This is a genomic window from Pseudomonas sp. lyk4-R2A-10 (genome assembly GCF_030209075.1).
Lineage (GTDB): Bacteria > Pseudomonadota > Gammaproteobacteria > Pseudomonadales > Pseudomonadaceae > Aquipseudomonas > Aquipseudomonas glycinae.
The window spans coordinates 565,996-580,414 of sequence record NZ_JARVSR010000011.1; the positions used below are offsets into that span (position 1 = coordinate 565,996).

General features: G+C 62.7%; 15 protein-coding genes. 6 read left to right on the forward strand and 9 right to left on the reverse strand.

Translation table 11 applies throughout. The annotated features are described in order from the left end of the window. Positions 1-11: 11 nt before the first annotated feature. From QRN46_RS19750 to QRN46_RS19765, 4 genes are all read right to left on the reverse strand, one after another. Positions 12-1,700, reverse strand: coding sequence for an ATP-dependent DNA ligase (locus QRN46_RS19750; protein ID WP_011332770.1), 1,689 nt, complete (start codon positions 1,698-1,700; stop codon positions 12-14). After that, positions 1,697-2,731 (reverse strand): ligase-associated DNA damage response exonuclease, encoded by a 1,035-nt coding sequence (locus tag QRN46_RS19755; protein WP_011332771.1) that lies wholly within the window; start codon positions 2,729-2,731, stop codon positions 1,697-1,699. Before QRN46_RS19755 ends, QRN46_RS19750 begins: the two co-directional genes overlap by 4 nt. 208 nt (positions 2,732-2,939) lie before the next feature. Continuing rightward, positions 2,940-5,390 (reverse strand): penicillin acylase family protein, encoded by a 2,451-nt coding sequence (locus QRN46_RS19760; RefSeq protein WP_285356697.1) that lies wholly within the window; start codon positions 5,388-5,390, stop codon positions 2,940-2,942. A 143-nt stretch (positions 5,391-5,533) separates the two neighbouring features. Next, positions 5,534-6,178: a glutathione binding-like protein gene (locus tag QRN46_RS19765; protein WP_201816822.1), complete on the reverse strand. Its 645-nt coding sequence runs from the start codon at positions 6,176-6,178 to the stop codon at positions 5,534-5,536. A 147-nt stretch (positions 6,179-6,325) separates the two neighbouring features. Here QRN46_RS19765 and QRN46_RS19770 point away from each other — a divergent pair, with 147 nt between their 5' ends. After that, on the forward strand, positions 6,326-6,883 hold the full coding sequence (locus tag QRN46_RS19770; RefSeq protein ID WP_285356991.1) for a cysteine hydrolase family protein: 558 nt from the start codon (positions 6,326-6,328) through the stop codon (positions 6,881-6,883). A 147-nt stretch (positions 6,884-7,030) separates the two neighbouring features. Here the strand turns inward: QRN46_RS19770 and QRN46_RS19775 are convergent, their stop codons facing one another. The 4 genes from QRN46_RS19775 to QRN46_RS19790 are packed head-to-tail and all read right to left on the reverse strand — an operon-like array spanning position 7,031 to position 8,735. Then, entirely contained in the window at positions 7,031-7,234 is a 204-nt protein-coding gene (locus QRN46_RS19775; protein WP_003198420.1) for an SEC-C metal-binding domain-containing protein, read from the reverse strand. Positions 7,235-7,239: 5 nt separating this feature from the next. Next, the gene (locus tag QRN46_RS19780) at positions 7,240-7,725 is read right to left on the reverse strand and encodes an LEA/WHy family protein (protein ID WP_011332776.1); all 486 of its coding nucleotides are present in this window, start codon (positions 7,723-7,725) and stop codon (positions 7,240-7,242) included. 31 nt (positions 7,726-7,756) lie between these two features. Continuing rightward, positions 7,757-8,233, reverse strand: a complete 477-nt coding sequence (locus QRN46_RS19785; RefSeq protein WP_011332777.1) for a YchJ family protein — start codon at positions 8,231-8,233, stop codon at positions 7,757-7,759. Between the two features lie 4 nt (positions 8,234-8,237). Beyond that, positions 8,238-8,735, reverse strand: a complete 498-nt coding sequence (locus tag QRN46_RS19790; protein ID WP_011332778.1) for a DUF6231 family protein — start codon at positions 8,733-8,735, stop codon at positions 8,238-8,240. 199 nt (positions 8,736-8,934) lie between these two features. On the opposite strand from QRN46_RS19790, the gene QRN46_RS19795 reads away from it, so the two are divergent. The 4 genes from QRN46_RS19795 (at position 8,935) to QRN46_RS19810 (ending at position 11,634) form a co-directional block, all read left to right on the forward strand. Continuing rightward, positions 8,935-9,630, forward strand: coding sequence for a PA1041 family peptidoglycan-binding anchor lipoprotein (locus QRN46_RS19795; RefSeq protein WP_011332779.1), 696 nt, complete (start codon positions 8,935-8,937; stop codon positions 9,628-9,630). An 89-nt stretch (positions 9,631-9,719) separates the two neighbouring features. After that, the gene (locus QRN46_RS19800; RefSeq protein ID WP_007952001.1) at positions 9,720-10,442 is read left to right on the forward strand and encodes a PA1041 family peptidoglycan-binding anchor lipoprotein; all 723 of its coding nucleotides are present in this window, start codon (positions 9,720-9,722) and stop codon (positions 10,440-10,442) included. 162 nt (positions 10,443-10,604) lie between these two features. Continuing rightward, entirely contained in the window at positions 10,605-10,883 is a 279-nt protein-coding gene (locus QRN46_RS19805; protein WP_011332780.1) for a DUF1145 domain-containing protein, read from the forward strand. Next, the gene (locus tag QRN46_RS19810) at positions 10,876-11,634 is read left to right on the forward strand and encodes a collagen-like protein (RefSeq protein WP_285356705.1); all 759 of its coding nucleotides are present in this window, start codon (positions 10,876-10,878) and stop codon (positions 11,632-11,634) included. Before QRN46_RS19805 ends, QRN46_RS19810 begins: the two co-directional genes overlap by 8 nt. Positions 11,635-11,679: 45 nt before the next feature. Here QRN46_RS19810 and QRN46_RS19815 read toward each other — a convergent pair whose 3' ends face one another. After that, positions 11,680-12,144, reverse strand: coding sequence for a CopD family protein (locus QRN46_RS19815; protein ID WP_011332782.1), 465 nt, complete (start codon positions 12,142-12,144; stop codon positions 11,680-11,682). Positions 12,145-12,243: 99 nt separating this feature from the next. Between QRN46_RS19815 and dinG the strand changes: the two genes are divergently transcribed. Continuing rightward, the gene (dinG, locus tag QRN46_RS19820) at positions 12,244-14,388 is read left to right on the forward strand and encodes an ATP-dependent DNA helicase DinG (protein WP_221615141.1); all 2,145 of its coding nucleotides are present in this window, start codon (positions 12,244-12,246) and stop codon (positions 14,386-14,388) included. The last annotated feature ends 31 nt before the right edge of the window (positions 14,389-14,419 follow it).

Here is a 14,419-nt window from a genome sequence, read left to right on the forward strand (position 1 = left end):
GGGGGAAGGAGTCAGACCAACAGGTTTTGCAGGGTCGCCAGGCTGTCGGCCTCGTCCACGGTCTTGTCCTGGCGCCAGCGCAGCATGCGCGGGAAGCGCACGGCGATGCCGCTCTTGTGCCGACGGGAGAGGGCGATGCCTTCGAAACCCAGTTCGAACACAAGGCTCGGCTTCACGCTGCTGACCGGACCGAATTTTTCCACGGTGGTCTTGCGCACGATGCTGTCGACTTCGCGCATTTCCGCGTCGGTCAGCCCGGAATAGGCCTTGGCGAAGGGCACCAACGCCCGCGCACTGGCACCGGGCGGGCCGTCCCACACCGCAAAGGTGTAATCGCTGTAAAGGCTGGCGCGGCGACCGTGACCGCGCTGGGCGTAAATCAACACCGCGTCGACGCTGAACGGGTCGACCTTCCATTTCCACCACACGCCCATGTCCTTGGTGCGACCGACGCCATACATCGCATCCCTGGCCTTGAGCATCATGCCTTCGACCCCCAGGCGTCTGGAGGCTTCGCGCTGGCGGGCGAGGTCGAACCAGTCATCTCCCGTCAGGATCGGCGAAGGCAGCAGCACCGGGTTGTTGCAGCGGGCGATGACCTGCTCCAGTTGCTCACGACGTCTGGCCTGGGGCTGGTTGCGCCAGTCTTCGCCCTGCCATTCGAGCAGGTCATAGGCGAGTACCACCACCGGCGCGTCTTCAAGGATTTTCCGGTCCAGCGATTTACGGCCAATCCGTTGCTGCAACAGCGCGAAGGGTTGCACCGCCGGAGCTTCTGTCGACTGCGGATCGAAAGCATCTTCGGTGACCGGGCGCCGGTTTTTCCAGACCACGATTTCGCCGTCGATCACCGTGCCGTCGGGCAACCCGTGCACCAGTGTGTCGAGTTCGGGAAAGCGTTCGGTGACCAGTTCTTCGCCCCGGGACCAGACCCACAGTTTTCCGTCGCGCTTGACCACTTGCGCGCGAATGCCATCCCACTTCCATTCCACCTGCCAGTTACTGGCAGGCCCGAGCAGGGCTTCGAAGGTTTCCACCGGTTGCGCCAGCGCGTGGGCGAGGAAGAACGGGTAGGGCTGGCCGCCGCGCTGGGCATGCTCGTCGCTGGATTCGGGGGCGATCAGTTTCAGGTAACTGGCAGCGTTCGGCCGGTTGGACAGGTCGGTGTAACCCACCAGCCGTTGCGCCACTCGCTTGCTGTCGAGCCCGGCCATGGAAGCCAGAGCGCGGGTCACCAGCAGCTTGGATACGCCGACCCGGAAGCTGCCGGTGATCAACTTGATGCACAGCATCAGGCTCGGCCGATCCAGTTGCGCCCACAGTGCGGGCAACTGATGGGCGAGGTATTCCGGGGTTTCACCGCGCAGGGGCAGCAGTTTGTCTTCGATCCATTCGGCGAGGCCGGCCTCGGAGGTGTATGGATGTTCCGGCAACACCAGCGAGATGGTTTCCGCCAGGTCGCCGACCGCTTGATAGCTCTCCTCGAACAGCCATGGCGCCAACCCGGACATTTCGACCGCGAGATCGCGCAGGATCCGCACCGGCACCAGTTGCCGCGGCCGACCGCCGGACAAGAAGTACACCGCCCAAGCGGCATCCTGCGGTTGCGCCTGGGCGAAGTAGGTTTGCATGGCCGCCAGTTTGGCGTTGCTGGAGGTGGTGGCGTCGAGTTCGGCGTACAACCCGGCGAAGTCTTTCATGGTTGCACCTCGGCAACGGCGGGCGTGGCGGCAGGCAGCTCTTCCTCATCGTCACCGTATTCGGTGTTGAAACCCTGTGCGTCCAGACCCTGCTCGCGCAGATGGCGCACCAGCACGCCAATCGAGCCGTGGGTGACCATCACCCGCTCGGCGCCGGTCTGTTCGATAGCCCATAAAAGACCGGGCCAGTCGGCGTGATCCGAGAGCACGAAGCCGCGATCCACGCCGCGCCGCCGACGGGTGCCGCGCAGGCGCATCCAGCCGCTGGCGAAGCTGTCGCTGTAATCGCCGAAACGGCGCATCCAACTGCTGCCGCCGGCCGAGGGCGGGGCGATGACCAGCGCCTGGCGCATCATCGGGTCGTTCTTTTTCACCTCGCCGGCGTAGATCGTTGGCGGCAGGTAGACACCGGCCTCGCGGTACACACGGTTCAGCGGCTCGACCGCACCGTGGCTGAGGATCGGCCCGAGGGTTTCGTCGATGCCGTGGAGAATCCGCTGGGCCTTGCCGAACGAATAGCAGAACAGCACGCTGGCCTTGCCGGCCTCGATGTTGGCCTGCCACCACTGATTGATTTCGGCGAACACCTGCGCCTGCGGCTGCCAGCGGTAGATCGGCAGGCCGAAGGTCGATTCGGTGATGAAGGTGTGGCAGCGCACCGGTTCGAACGGCGCGCAAGTGCCGTCCGGTTCGATCTTGTAGTCGCCGGACGCGACCCAGACTTCGCCGCCGTATTCCAGCCGCACCTGGGCCGAGCCGAGTACATGACCGGCGGGATGAAAACTCAAGGTGACGCCGTGGTGGGTCAGGCGCTGGCCGTAGTCGAGGGTTTGCAGGTTGATGTCCTGGCCCAGACGCGCGCGCAGAATCCCTTCACCGGCGCTGGCAGCCAGATAATGCTGGTTGCCGCCACGGGCATGGTCGCCGTGGGCATGAGTGATGACCGAGCGCTCGACGGGTCGCCACGGGTCAATATAGAAATCCCCGGCGGGGCAGTACAAACCTTCGGGGCGGGCGATAACAAGGTCCATGGCGTTACCGGAATGGAAGACTTGTTAGCTATGAGGTTGGCGCGAAGTCAGAAGTTCTATTGATTTTCTGAACTGTCGCATGATCGTTCCCACGCTCTGCGTGGGAATGCCTCAAGGGACGCTCTGCGTCCAGTGACGCGGAGCGTCACGGGCTGCATTCCCACGCGGACGGTTCGACGCCTCGACGTGGGAACGATCAGATGGGGATTTATTTGCCGGGGGTAAGCGTCAACCGCGTCTTGCCATACACCCGGTCAAAGTTCTGCGGCTGCATCGGCAAGCCGATGTACTGGCCCTTGAGCCACGGGTCGATGCCGTTCAGGTAGTTCGGGCTCACCGGATTCCCCGATTGCCCCGTCCCGTTCTGCCCCAGCAGCGGTTCGCTCTGACCGAAGTCGACGATAAAGCGCATCGACGGCGCACGCGTGGTGTTGAAGTCCTGGCCCCAGGCAAATGCCGCCGTGTTCAGGGTGGTATGGTCACCGCCCGCCGCGATCGGACCGCGAACGCTCTGGCCGTTGGCATTCTTCCACTCGTAGCGGTGCAGTTTGCCCCACTGCCAGGCTCTGCGATCACCGCCCAACTGACTGTCGCCAGCGCTGATCGCTGCTGCCAGACTGCGAGCGAGGATCGCCGGTTTGTCTTCTTTTTGCGGGGTGCGGGCGTCGTCCCAGAACGCACTGTCTTCGCGGCCGAGCAAGTGATCGGCCTGGGCGGCGTAGGACAAGTCGCCGTTGGCGATAAACGCTTTCCACGCCGGGCTGCCCTGCGGGCCGAGCTCGTCGAGGAAGATCTGCTTCATGCTTTCCTGCAGGAACAACTCGTAGATCGCTGCGTCGGCGGAAGTCGGGCTGAGCTTGCCGTCGAACGCCATCAGACGGGTGTAGGCCTCGCGGGCCTTGCTGCGGTCAGCTTCCGGCAGCGCGTCGATCGCCTGTTTCAGCGGCTGCGACATGCCCGGTGCCTCGAACATTTTCTTCAGTTTGGCGGCGAAGGTGGTGGTCTGGTCGTACTGCATGGCGATCACGCTGCGACCGTCATGCTTGCCGCTGCCGGCCAGTTCGGCCAGGCGCTCGCCACGCTCCGGCGCCGCCCAGGAATTGGACAGTTGCATGCCGTAGCCGTGAGGGATGACCCGCTGGTTGGCGGTGCCGAGCCAGCCCTGGGCCGGGTCCTGATCGTAGGGGTGGAGCATCGGGTCGGCGTAACCGTCCCAGTCGTAGCGACCTTCCCAGCCCGGCGACGGCAGCAAACCTTCACCTTCACGGCGGTTCGGGAAGCGCCCGGTGACTTGCCAGCCAATGTTGCTGGCGTCGGCAAACACCAGATTCAGCGCGATGGCGCGGATTTCCCGGGTGGCGTCCGAGGCGCGTTCCACGTTCTGCGCGCGGCTCAGATCGAAAAACGCATCGAGTGATTTGTCGTCGGTGAAGCTCGGCGTCTGCAAGGCCAGGCCAAAACCTGTGCCCTGAGCGGCAGCCTGGGTGCTGTTGAGCAGCGCGCCATGGCGGGTTTCGTACACCGCTTCGCGAATCGGCCGCTGGCCTTTGACGAAGTAGGTTTCGTTGCGCACGGCGACCGGTTGCCATTTGCCGTTGACCTCGTAGGTCAGGCTGCTGCCCTGACGACGGATTTTTTCCAGGAACAGATCCTGGTTATCGCCGAGCACGCTGGTCAGGCTCCACGCCACTTTGCCGTTGAAACCGCCGAGCACCATCGGCAGACCGGCCACGGTCACGCCGGCGGCCTGGTATTTCGGAGCGCGGATCTGCACGAAACTCCACAGCGACGGCGCGGCCAGCGGGCCATGGCTGTCGCTGGCCAGCAGGCTCTTGCCGCTGCGGCTGCGTTGCGGGGCGATGGCCCAGTTGTTCGATGACTGAGTGCCCAGCAGGTTGAGGGCGGCCAGTTGTTCGCTGGCGTTGCTCAGTTCCGTCAGCCCCGGAATCTGCCCGTTGAGCTTGATGCCTTGCAGCTTGTCGGCTTCGGCCAGCGGCAGGTTTTCGTCGGGAGCGGACGGGGTCAGCCACGCCAGTTTGTCGTTGGTCACGGTCTGTGCCAGCACCAGCGAAGCGATTTCTTCCGGCAGGTTGGCCGACTGGCTGAAGTTCAGCAGGCAGAAGATCAGCGCCGAATCTTCCGGTTTCCAGTACTCAGGCTTGTAGCCGCTGGAAGCCAGATCCCCCGGCAACTTGTCGGCGTAGCGGAACAGGTAGGCGTTGACGCCCCGGGCATAGACTTCGAAGAAACGCTTGAGCCGTGGCGACGAAGCCTTGTACAGCTCGCCGGCGCTTTTCTTCAGGTTGACGGCGCGCATGTAGCGGTCGGCGTCGAGCATCGACGAACCGGACATTTCCGCGAGACGACCCTGGGCCAGCAGGCGCAGGGTGACCATCTGATTGATCCGGTCGCTGGCGTGCACATAGCCGAGGGCGAACAACGCGTCGTGGAAACTGTTGCTTTCGATCAGCGGCATGCCCATGGCATTGCGGCGTACCGAAACGTTCTGCGCCAGGCCCTTGAGCGGCTGCACACCGGAGGTCGGCGGGAGGGTGTCCTGGGCGTTCCAGGTCTGACAACCGGTCAGGCTCAGAACACCGGCCACTGCTGCGGCAACGCCGAACCGGGGAAGAAAATGTGAAAGGGCTGGCGAGGCCATGGCAAAGCTCCTGCGGGGTGTAGAGGCTGGGGGCGCAATAAAGCCGCTACGTTAGTGAGCAGGAGGGGGCCGCGCAAGCGGGGCGAGCGGTTATTTCTTCCCGTTGATCGTTCCCGCGCACGGGAACGATCAGGCCGGGTGACTCAAGCCTTCGGTGGATTGATCTTCTGCACCAGCGCGTAGGCCTTCACGGTCGCCGGGCGATCCTTGATGTGGTTGAACCAGCGCTGCACGTTCGGGAAGTCTTCGAGGTTCTGGCTTTGCCACTTGTGGGAGACGATCCACGGGTAGATCGCCATGTCGGCGATGCTGTATTCGCTGCCGGCGACGAACTCATTGTTGGCCAGTTGCTTGTCCAGCACCCCGTACAAACGGGCGGTTTCATCGACGTAGCGCTTGATCGCGTAGGGGATTTTTTCCGGCGCGAACTGGCTGAAATGATGGTTCTGCCCGGCCATCGGCCCCAGCCCGCCCATTTGCCAGAACAGCCATTGCAGCGCCACCTGGCGGCCACGCAGATCCTTGGGCAGGAACTTGCCGGTCTTTTCCGCGAGGTACAGCAGGATCGCCCCGGACTCGAACAGCGACAACGGTTCGCCGCCATCGGCAGGTTCATGATCGACGATCGCGGGGATGCGGTTGTTCGGGGCGATTTTCAGAAAGTGCGGCTGGAACTGCTCGCCCTGGCTGATATTGATCGGGTGCACGTCGTAGCGCAGGCCCGCTTCTTCGAGGAACAGGGAAATCTTGTGGCCGTTGGGCGTGGTCCAGTAATACAGGTCGATCATGGAAAGCTCCAAATCAGGAAAATGGCTTACGTGCGGACAGCAAACGCCGGCTTCAGGTTGTCCTGTGTGCGTTCGATAGCTTGCTTAGTCACAGGAGGTGATGCTCAAGTACGGGAAATTCAATGACCCCGCGTGAGAAAAATCGCCATGGAGCTCAAGGCCAACGCTGCACTGATCATAATCGACCAGCAAAAAGGCATTCTGCAGCCGCGTCTGGGGCGGCGGAATAATCCGTTGGCCGAAGAACGAATCCTCGACTTGCTGAACTTCTGGCGGCACAGCGGTCGGCCGGTGATCCACGTGCAGCACTTGTCGCGCTCACCGGATTCGGTGTTCTGGCCCGAGCAGTCAGGCGTGGATTTTCAGGAAAGGTTTCTGCCGCAGGACGGCGAGTGGCTGATCCAGAAGCAGGTGCCGGATGCGTTTTGTGCGACGGGGCTTGAGGCTAAGTTGCGTGAGGCGGGGATCGGGCAGTTGATCATTGTCGGCGTGGCGACGAACAACTCGGTGGAATCCACGGCGCGCACGGCGGGCAATCTGGGGTTTGACGCGTGGGTGGCGGAGGATGCGTGCTTTACCTTCGACAAGGCCGACTATTTCGGCACGTTGCGTTCGGCTGAGGAGGTACATGCGATGTCGCTGGGGAATCTGCACGGGGAGTATGCGACGGTGGTCAGCAGTGCCGGGATTCTTGAGGCAGTCTGATACTGATCGGGGAGTGCGCCGGCCTCATCGCTGGCAAGCCAGCTCCCACATTCGACCGAGTTGCTCCTGATGGAGCGCGATCCCTTGTGGGAGCGAGCTTGCTCGCGATGGCGGTGTGTCAGGCGAAGTAGGTCTTCGCCCGAAACATCAAGCGCCGTGGCACTTCTTGAATTTCTTGCCGTTGCCGCATGGGCAAGGGTCGTTGCGGCCAACGTCTTTCAGGGCGTTGCGCACCGGTTCCTGGTGGGCGTGGCCGCAGTTCGGGCCGTGGACATGGCCATGGTCGTGATCATGGTGATGGTCATGATCGTGGTTGCAGTCTGGGCCATGGACATGAGGTTGCTGGGTCATCGGGGTCACTCCGTAATCAAATCGGCGGGGATTATCACGCCATTGCGCGCCAGGTGCACGTAGTGCGCGATGAATAAACCGGTTTCCATCTCGCCCTCCAGTCGGTAGGGAATCTGCTGGTTGGGGTTTTTCAGCATTTTCACCACCTCTTTGACCTTCGGCCACAGGTTGGTACGGATCGGCACCTTGTAAAACGCGCTGCTTTTGGGGTTCACCGTGATCCAGTGTTCGTGCTCGCCTTCGGCCAGCAGCATGTCGGCCAGGTGTATGCGGTATTCCAGACCGCGCACGGTCAGGTCGCTGTCATTGGGGTTGTCGATGCGAAAGTGCAGGATGAATTTCTGTTCCAGCAACTTGGCGCGCACCACTTCGACTTTCACCAGGTGCACGGCGGGGTCGCGGGCGTCGTCGGTAAACCAGGACGCGCAGCCGCCGAGCCCCAGAAACATGAGCAGTGAGAAGACCTGGATTGTGCGCCAATGACCGAGCATGGTTTAACTCCCTTTGCTGCCCAGTCTAGCCTCAGCTGCCGAAATACCCCGCACAGCATTTCTTGAACTTCTGGCCGCTGGCGCACGGGCAGGCGTCGTTGCGGCCCAGCTTCAGTTGCACGGTCGGGTCGATGAAGTACCAGCGCCCGCTGTTCTGCACGAATGACGAGCGCTCGCGGTGGCTGTGTTCGCCCTGACCGTCATGCCAGCGCGCGGTGAAGGTGACGAACGCGTGCTCCGGCTGGCCGCCGAGCACTTCCGAGCTTTCCACGTCCAGACCGAGCCAGGTGCTCTGGGCGCTCCAGTTGCTGATCGACTGGCGATCCAGCCCCGCTTGCTGGGCGGGCAGGGTGGTGGCCACCAGATAATCGATCAGGCCCAGCACGTAGGCGCTGTAGCGCGAGCGCATCAGGGCTTCGGCGCACGGGGCCGGGTGGCCGGCGTGATAGTGACCGCAGCAGGCATCCAGCAGGTTGCCGCTGCCGCAAGGGCAAATGGCTGTACTCATTGCATTACCACCAGTATTTCCCGAAGTTTTCCGGATTGGCCCAGAACCGCGAGTTGAGCCAGTCGGGGACTTGTTTGTAGTCAAGCAGATCGTAGGTGAAGAGTGTCAGTACCTGCTCGTCACGGGCGAAGCGTTCGCTGGCTTGCAGGGCCAGAGAGTAAAAATCGGTTTCCTGCCAGCCGCTGGCCGGCAGATCCGCCAGCACGGCGATGCGGCTGGCGTTGAGGTTGCGGATCCCGCCCAACAGATTCAGGCCGTCGCGCTTGGGCAAATGTTCCAGGCAATCGACCACCAGCGCCAGGTCGAAACGCCGGGCCGCCAGTTCCGCCGGTAACGCACCGGGCGCGGCGTGCGCGACGCAGGTGTCCGGGTGCGCTTCCTTGAAGGCAGCCAGCGCCGGGAACTCGCTGGCGCCGATCAGCAGCAGACGTGCCGGGGCGTAGCGGTCGAGCAGGGCGGCCAATGCCTGCTGTGGCGTGCGGGAAGAAATGGCGACGTTCATCGAAGCTCCTCAATCTGAGCGCCAAGACTAGCCTGCCCGGACGCCAAGGCCTAGATCTCTGTCCTGCGGGTTTGCGGCAAATTCGTCGAAGTCCCGTGAACAGGCGCACAAACAGCAATGGCCTATTGCTGGCGGAGATTAAAACTCCGGTCTTTACTCCCTGAATCGGTTCTAAGCCGATCCCTCAGGAGAAAACTAGATGAGCATAGTTCGGACAGCATTACCCTTGGTTCTGCTAACCAGTGTGTTGACTGGTTGCGCAGGTTTGCAGAAAACCGACTGGCCGACCTGTGCGGCAGTCGGTGGTGTCGTCGGTGCGGGTCTCGGCGCGACCGAAAGCTCCGCATGGGCGGGGTATGGCGCGTTACTCGTCGGCGGTACGGCAGCAGCCTATTGCTGGGTTCACGGTGATGGCGACGAAGACGGCGATGGTGTGCCGGACAGTCGCGACAAGTGCCCGGGCACGCCTAAAGGCGTACAGGTCGATGCTGACGGCTGCCCTCCACCAGCCCCTGCACCAGTGGTCGAAGAAGCTGTAGTGGTCAAGGAAGAAACCATTGTCATCCGCGATGTTCACTTCCAGTTCGACAAGGCCACGTTGACCCCGGCCGACAAACTGGTCCTGGATAAGGTCGCTTCGCGCCTGAAACAGGAATCCAGCACGGCGCAACTGACCGTGACCGGCCACACCGACAGCGTCGGCAGCGATGCCTACAACCAGAAACTGTCGGATCGCCGTGCGCACTCGGTGGTCAAGTACCTCGTCGAAAGCGGCGTACCGCAAAGCAGCTTCGTTTCGGTGACCGGTGCCGGTGAAAGCCAGCCGGTGGCGGACAACAAAACTGCCGACGGTCGCGCGCTGAACCGTCGTACCGAAATCAAAATCAACCGCTAGCCCCCTCGCATCCGCGGCTTGTGCAGTCGCGGATGCGGGTCTTTACTCCTGTGTAACCGGTATGGGCCGGTGACACAGGAGCTTTAACGATGAGTGTTCTTACAAGGTCCGTCTTGCCGGTTCTGCTGCTGGGCAGTCTGTTGACCGGTTGCGCCACCCACAGCGATGGCACCGCTCCCCTCAATCAACGTACCTGGCCGATCTGCAGCCTTATTGGCGGGCTGGTCGGCGGCGGTCTCGGCGCGCTCGAAAGTGGCGGCTGGGCCGGCGGTGGCGCTGCGCTGGGGATCCTCACCGGCGGATTGATCTGTTATGCCCAGGATGGCGATGAAGACGACGACGGCGTGTTCGATCGCCGCGACCGTTGCCCCGATACCCCGGCCAACACCCCGGTCGACCACCGTGGCTGTCCGCTGCCGCAATATCCGGTCACCGAGAAACCTGCCGAACCGGCCCCGCAAACCGAAGTCATCACCCTCAACGATGCCGGCAACGTGCTGTTCGACTTCGACAAGTCCGATCTGAAACCGGCCGCGAAAAGCCAGCTGGACACGCTGATGGACAAACTGCGCAATGCCGACGTGGTGAGCATCAAGGTCATCGGTCACACCGACAGCAAGGGTTCGGACGCCTACAACCAGGCACTTTCGGAGCGCCGCGCCAGCAGTGTGGCGGAGTATTTGCTGAGTCAGGGGCTGGCGCCGAACAAACTCACCAGTGAAGGGCGTGGCGAGAGCGAACCGGTCGCCGATAACAACACGGACGAGGGGCGTGCACAAAACCGTCGGGTGGAACTGCACATCAATCGTTAGGATGCGTCTGTAGTCCGCAGGCTAGAGCTGTCGGTCGATGATCCTTGTCGAACCGGCAGCCATCCGGCGGTGGATCGGTTTTTTTCATTTTTCCCTCTGGCTTATCCCCTGCAGAAGCCGTTACTGTGCGCCCAAAGAATAATTCGCAACACGGGGGAGCGTATGAAGGTGTTCTGTGGGCTGGGGCGATTGTTGACCCTGCTGTTCTGCTGCGTGGTGCTGGCCAATCAGCTGGTGCCGTTTGTTCATCCGCTGCACCTGCTGGTCAATCTGGCCGGCGCTCTGCTGCTGGCGATCCACGTGCTCGAAGTGCTGCTGTGCAACCGCAGCCTCAAGGGCCGTCCGCGCCCTTGGCGTGATCGTGGCCGTATCCTGTTGTTTGGCGTATTCCACCTGCAAACCATCCCGGCCCCGGCCGCTCCGGAGGCTTCCCATGCGTAAACTCTGCCTGCTCGCTGCATTCATCAGTCCATTGGCCTGCGCCCAGGTGGTCAGCGTCGAAACCAATTCCCTGATGCGTCTGCCCAACACCGCCAGCACTTTGCAGCTGGAGAAACTGGTGGTCGCCGATTACGGCACTTTGCTGATTCCTTCGAACGTGACCGAGCTGAGTGTCGGCGAATTGCAACTGGGCCATGAGGCGCGCATTGCCATTGTGCCAAGCGAACAGGCGCTGGATATGAAAGTCATCCGCGCTCAATTTGCCGAGGGCAGCCAGATCACCGCCCGTGGCGCCCCGGGCACCTACGAAAAAGCCGCCCGCGCCGGGCGCAATCTGAACCTGCAATTCAAGGCGTTGAATGCGCCGAAACTGGTGGTCGATGCCCGTGGCGGCACCGGTGCACCGGGTTTTGTCGGGCTCGATGGCGCCAATGGTCAGGAGCCGGGTTGCACCTGGGGTCAGGCGGGACACGGTTTTGATGGCAGCAACGGCAGCGATGGTCAGCCGGGTGCACCGGGCGCACTGGTGCGTCTTGAAGTGCCGCGCGAATTTCCGGCCGAGCTGATCAAGGTCGAAGTTGCCGGCGGTGCCGGTGGCCCGGCCGGTCCTGGCGGCAAACCGGGGGCGGGTGGCAAGTCCAAGGGCTGCCTGGTCTATCGCGCCGATGGCGGCAAGAGCGGCAAACCGGGGGCTGACGGGCAGCCGGGGCCTGCGGGTGCGGCGGGGTCTGTCACCGTACAGCGGTTGTAATCTGTCACCTGATCGCTCCCGCGCCGTGCGCGGGAGCGATCGCGATTAAATCATCGGCCGCGCGGCAGCCACCGCCACCAGCAGCATCCCGACCAGCAGATTGAACCCCACCACCTTGCGAATCCGCCCCAGCACCGCCGCACCCGCCGGCCAGTCCTTCGCCTGCACCGCCGTGCGCAGTTCCGGCAGCATCAAGGCCTGAATCCGGATGAACAACGCGGTCATCACCACATACAACCCCATCATCACCTGTACATAGCGCGGCGCGTTATCGAAAGCGATGTGTTGCAGGTGCAGCATGCCCACTCCGGTCACCGGTAGCAGAATCACCGCTCCCCACACCCAACGAAAAAAACCTTGAAACACTTCCACCCAGAGCGTCAGGCGCCCGGGGCCGTCCAGGGCCTTCATCGCCGCAGGGCGCAGCACCATCCAGGCGAAAAACATGCCGCCGACCCACACCAGCGCGGCCAGTACATGGATGGGGTAAATGAGGCTAAAAGGTGTCATTGGGGTACTCCGATCTGCGCAGGATTGATTCGCGGGGTATGATAGCCCCCCATCCGAACCACTGAAAATTTATCCAGCGTTTTTTGCGCCCGACATTCAATGATCAGCACTGAACTCAAAACCACGATCCAGGGCGCCTACTCGCGTTTTCTAGAGGCCAAGAGCCTCAAGCCGCGTTACGGCCAGCGCCTGATGATCGCTGAAGTCGCCAAGGTCCTCGGTGATATCGACACCGACGACGAAGGCCGGCGCAGTGGCGACCCCGCGATTGTCGCGGTGGAAGCCGGCACCGGTACCGGCAAGACCGTGGCCTACAGCCTGGCGGCGATCCCGACCGCCAAACTGGCCGGCAAACGCCTGGTGATCGCCACCGCCACCGTCGCCCTGCAAGAGCAGATCGTCTACAAGGATTTGCCCGACCTGATGCGCAACAGCGGGCTGAACTTCAGCTTCGCCCTGGCCAAGGGCCGTGGCCGCTACATGTGCCTGTCCAAGCTCGACATGCTGTTGCAGGAAGGCCATGCGCAGACCGCCACCGCGCAGCTGTTCGAAGAAGAAGGCTTCAAGATCGAGGTCGATGAGGCCAGCCAGAAGCTGTTCACCAGCATGATCGAGAAGCTCGCCGGCAATAAATGGGACGGCGACCGTGACAGTTGGCCCAACGCGCTGGAAGACGCCGACTGGGCGCGCCTGACCACCGATCACAGCCAGTGCACCAACCGTCATTGCCCGAATTTCGGCCAGTGCGCCTTCTATAAGGCCCGCGAAGGCATGGGCAAGGTCGACGTGATCGTCACCAACCACGACATGGTGCTGGCCGACCTGGCGCTGGGTGGCGGGGCCGTGTTGCCGGATCCGCGCGACACCATTTATGTGTTCGACGAAGGCCACCACCTGCCGGACAAGGCCATCGGCCACTTCGCTCATTACACGCGCCTGCGTTCCACTGCCGACTGGCTGGAAACCACCGCCAAGAACCTCACCAAACTGCTGGCCCAGCACCCGTTGCCGGGCGACCTCGGCAAGCTGATCGAGCAGGTGCCGGAGCTGGCGCGGGAGATCAAGACCCAGCAGCAGTTCATGTTTACCGCCTGCGAGCAGGTCGCCGATTTCAAGCCCGGCGAAGACGTCGAAGGCCGCGAGCGCCCGCGTCATCGCTTCATCGGCGGGGTGATTCCGGAACACATGCGCGAGATGGGCATCGAGCTGAAAAAAGGCTTCGCCCGCCTCAATGACCTGTTTACCCGCCTGACCGATCTGCTCAAGGAAGGCATGGACGGCGAGGTCAACATCGGTATCGCCAGCAATCAGGCCGAAGAATGGTATCCACTGTTCGGCAGCCTGTTGTCCCGTGCTTCCGGCAACTGGGAGCTGTGGACCGCGTTCACCGCCGAAGACCCCGAAGACAACCCGCCGATGGCCCGCTGGCTGACCCTGGCCGAAAGCGGTTCGCTGTTCGACATCGAGGTCAACGCCAGCCCGATCCTTGCCGCCGAAACCCTGCGCCGCAGCCTGTGGAACGTGGCCTATGGCTGTCTGGTGACCTCGGCGACCTTGACCGCACTCGGCACCTTCGACCGTTTCCGCATGCGTGCCGGTCTGCCGAAAAAAGCCGTCACCGCCGTGGTGCCGAGTCCGTTCCATCACGCCGATGCCGGTGTGTTGCGGGTGCCGGACCTGAAGGCCGATCCGCGCGACGCCGCCGCCCACACCGCCGCGATCATCCGTGATCTGCCGGAACTGGTCGAAGGCTCGCGCGGCAGTCTGGTGCTGTTCTCGTCGCGCAAACAGATGCAGGACGTGTTCGACGGCCTCGACCGCGACTGGCGCAAGCAAGTGTTCATTCAAGGCAACCTGTCGAAACAGGAAACCCTGAACAAGCACAAGGCGCGGGTCGATGGCGGCGATTCCAGCGTGCTGTTCGGCCTCGCCAGTTTTGCCGAAGGCGTGGACTTGCCGGGCGCCTACTGCGAGCACGTGGTGATCGCCAAGATCCCGTTCTCGGTGCCGGACGATCCGGTCGAAGCCGCACTGTCGGAATGGATCGAAGCCCGGGGCGGCAATCCGTTCATGGAAATCTCGGTGCCCGACGCCTCGCTGAAGCTGGTCCAGGCCTGCGGCCGTCTGCTGCGCACCGAAGAAGACCGCGGCACCATCACCTTGCTGGATCGGCGGCTGGTCACCCAGCGCTACGGCAAGGCGATCCTCAATGCGTTGCCTCCTTTCCGTCGTGAAATATCCTGAGACATCGGTGGGCAGTTTTGCCCGCCGCGCT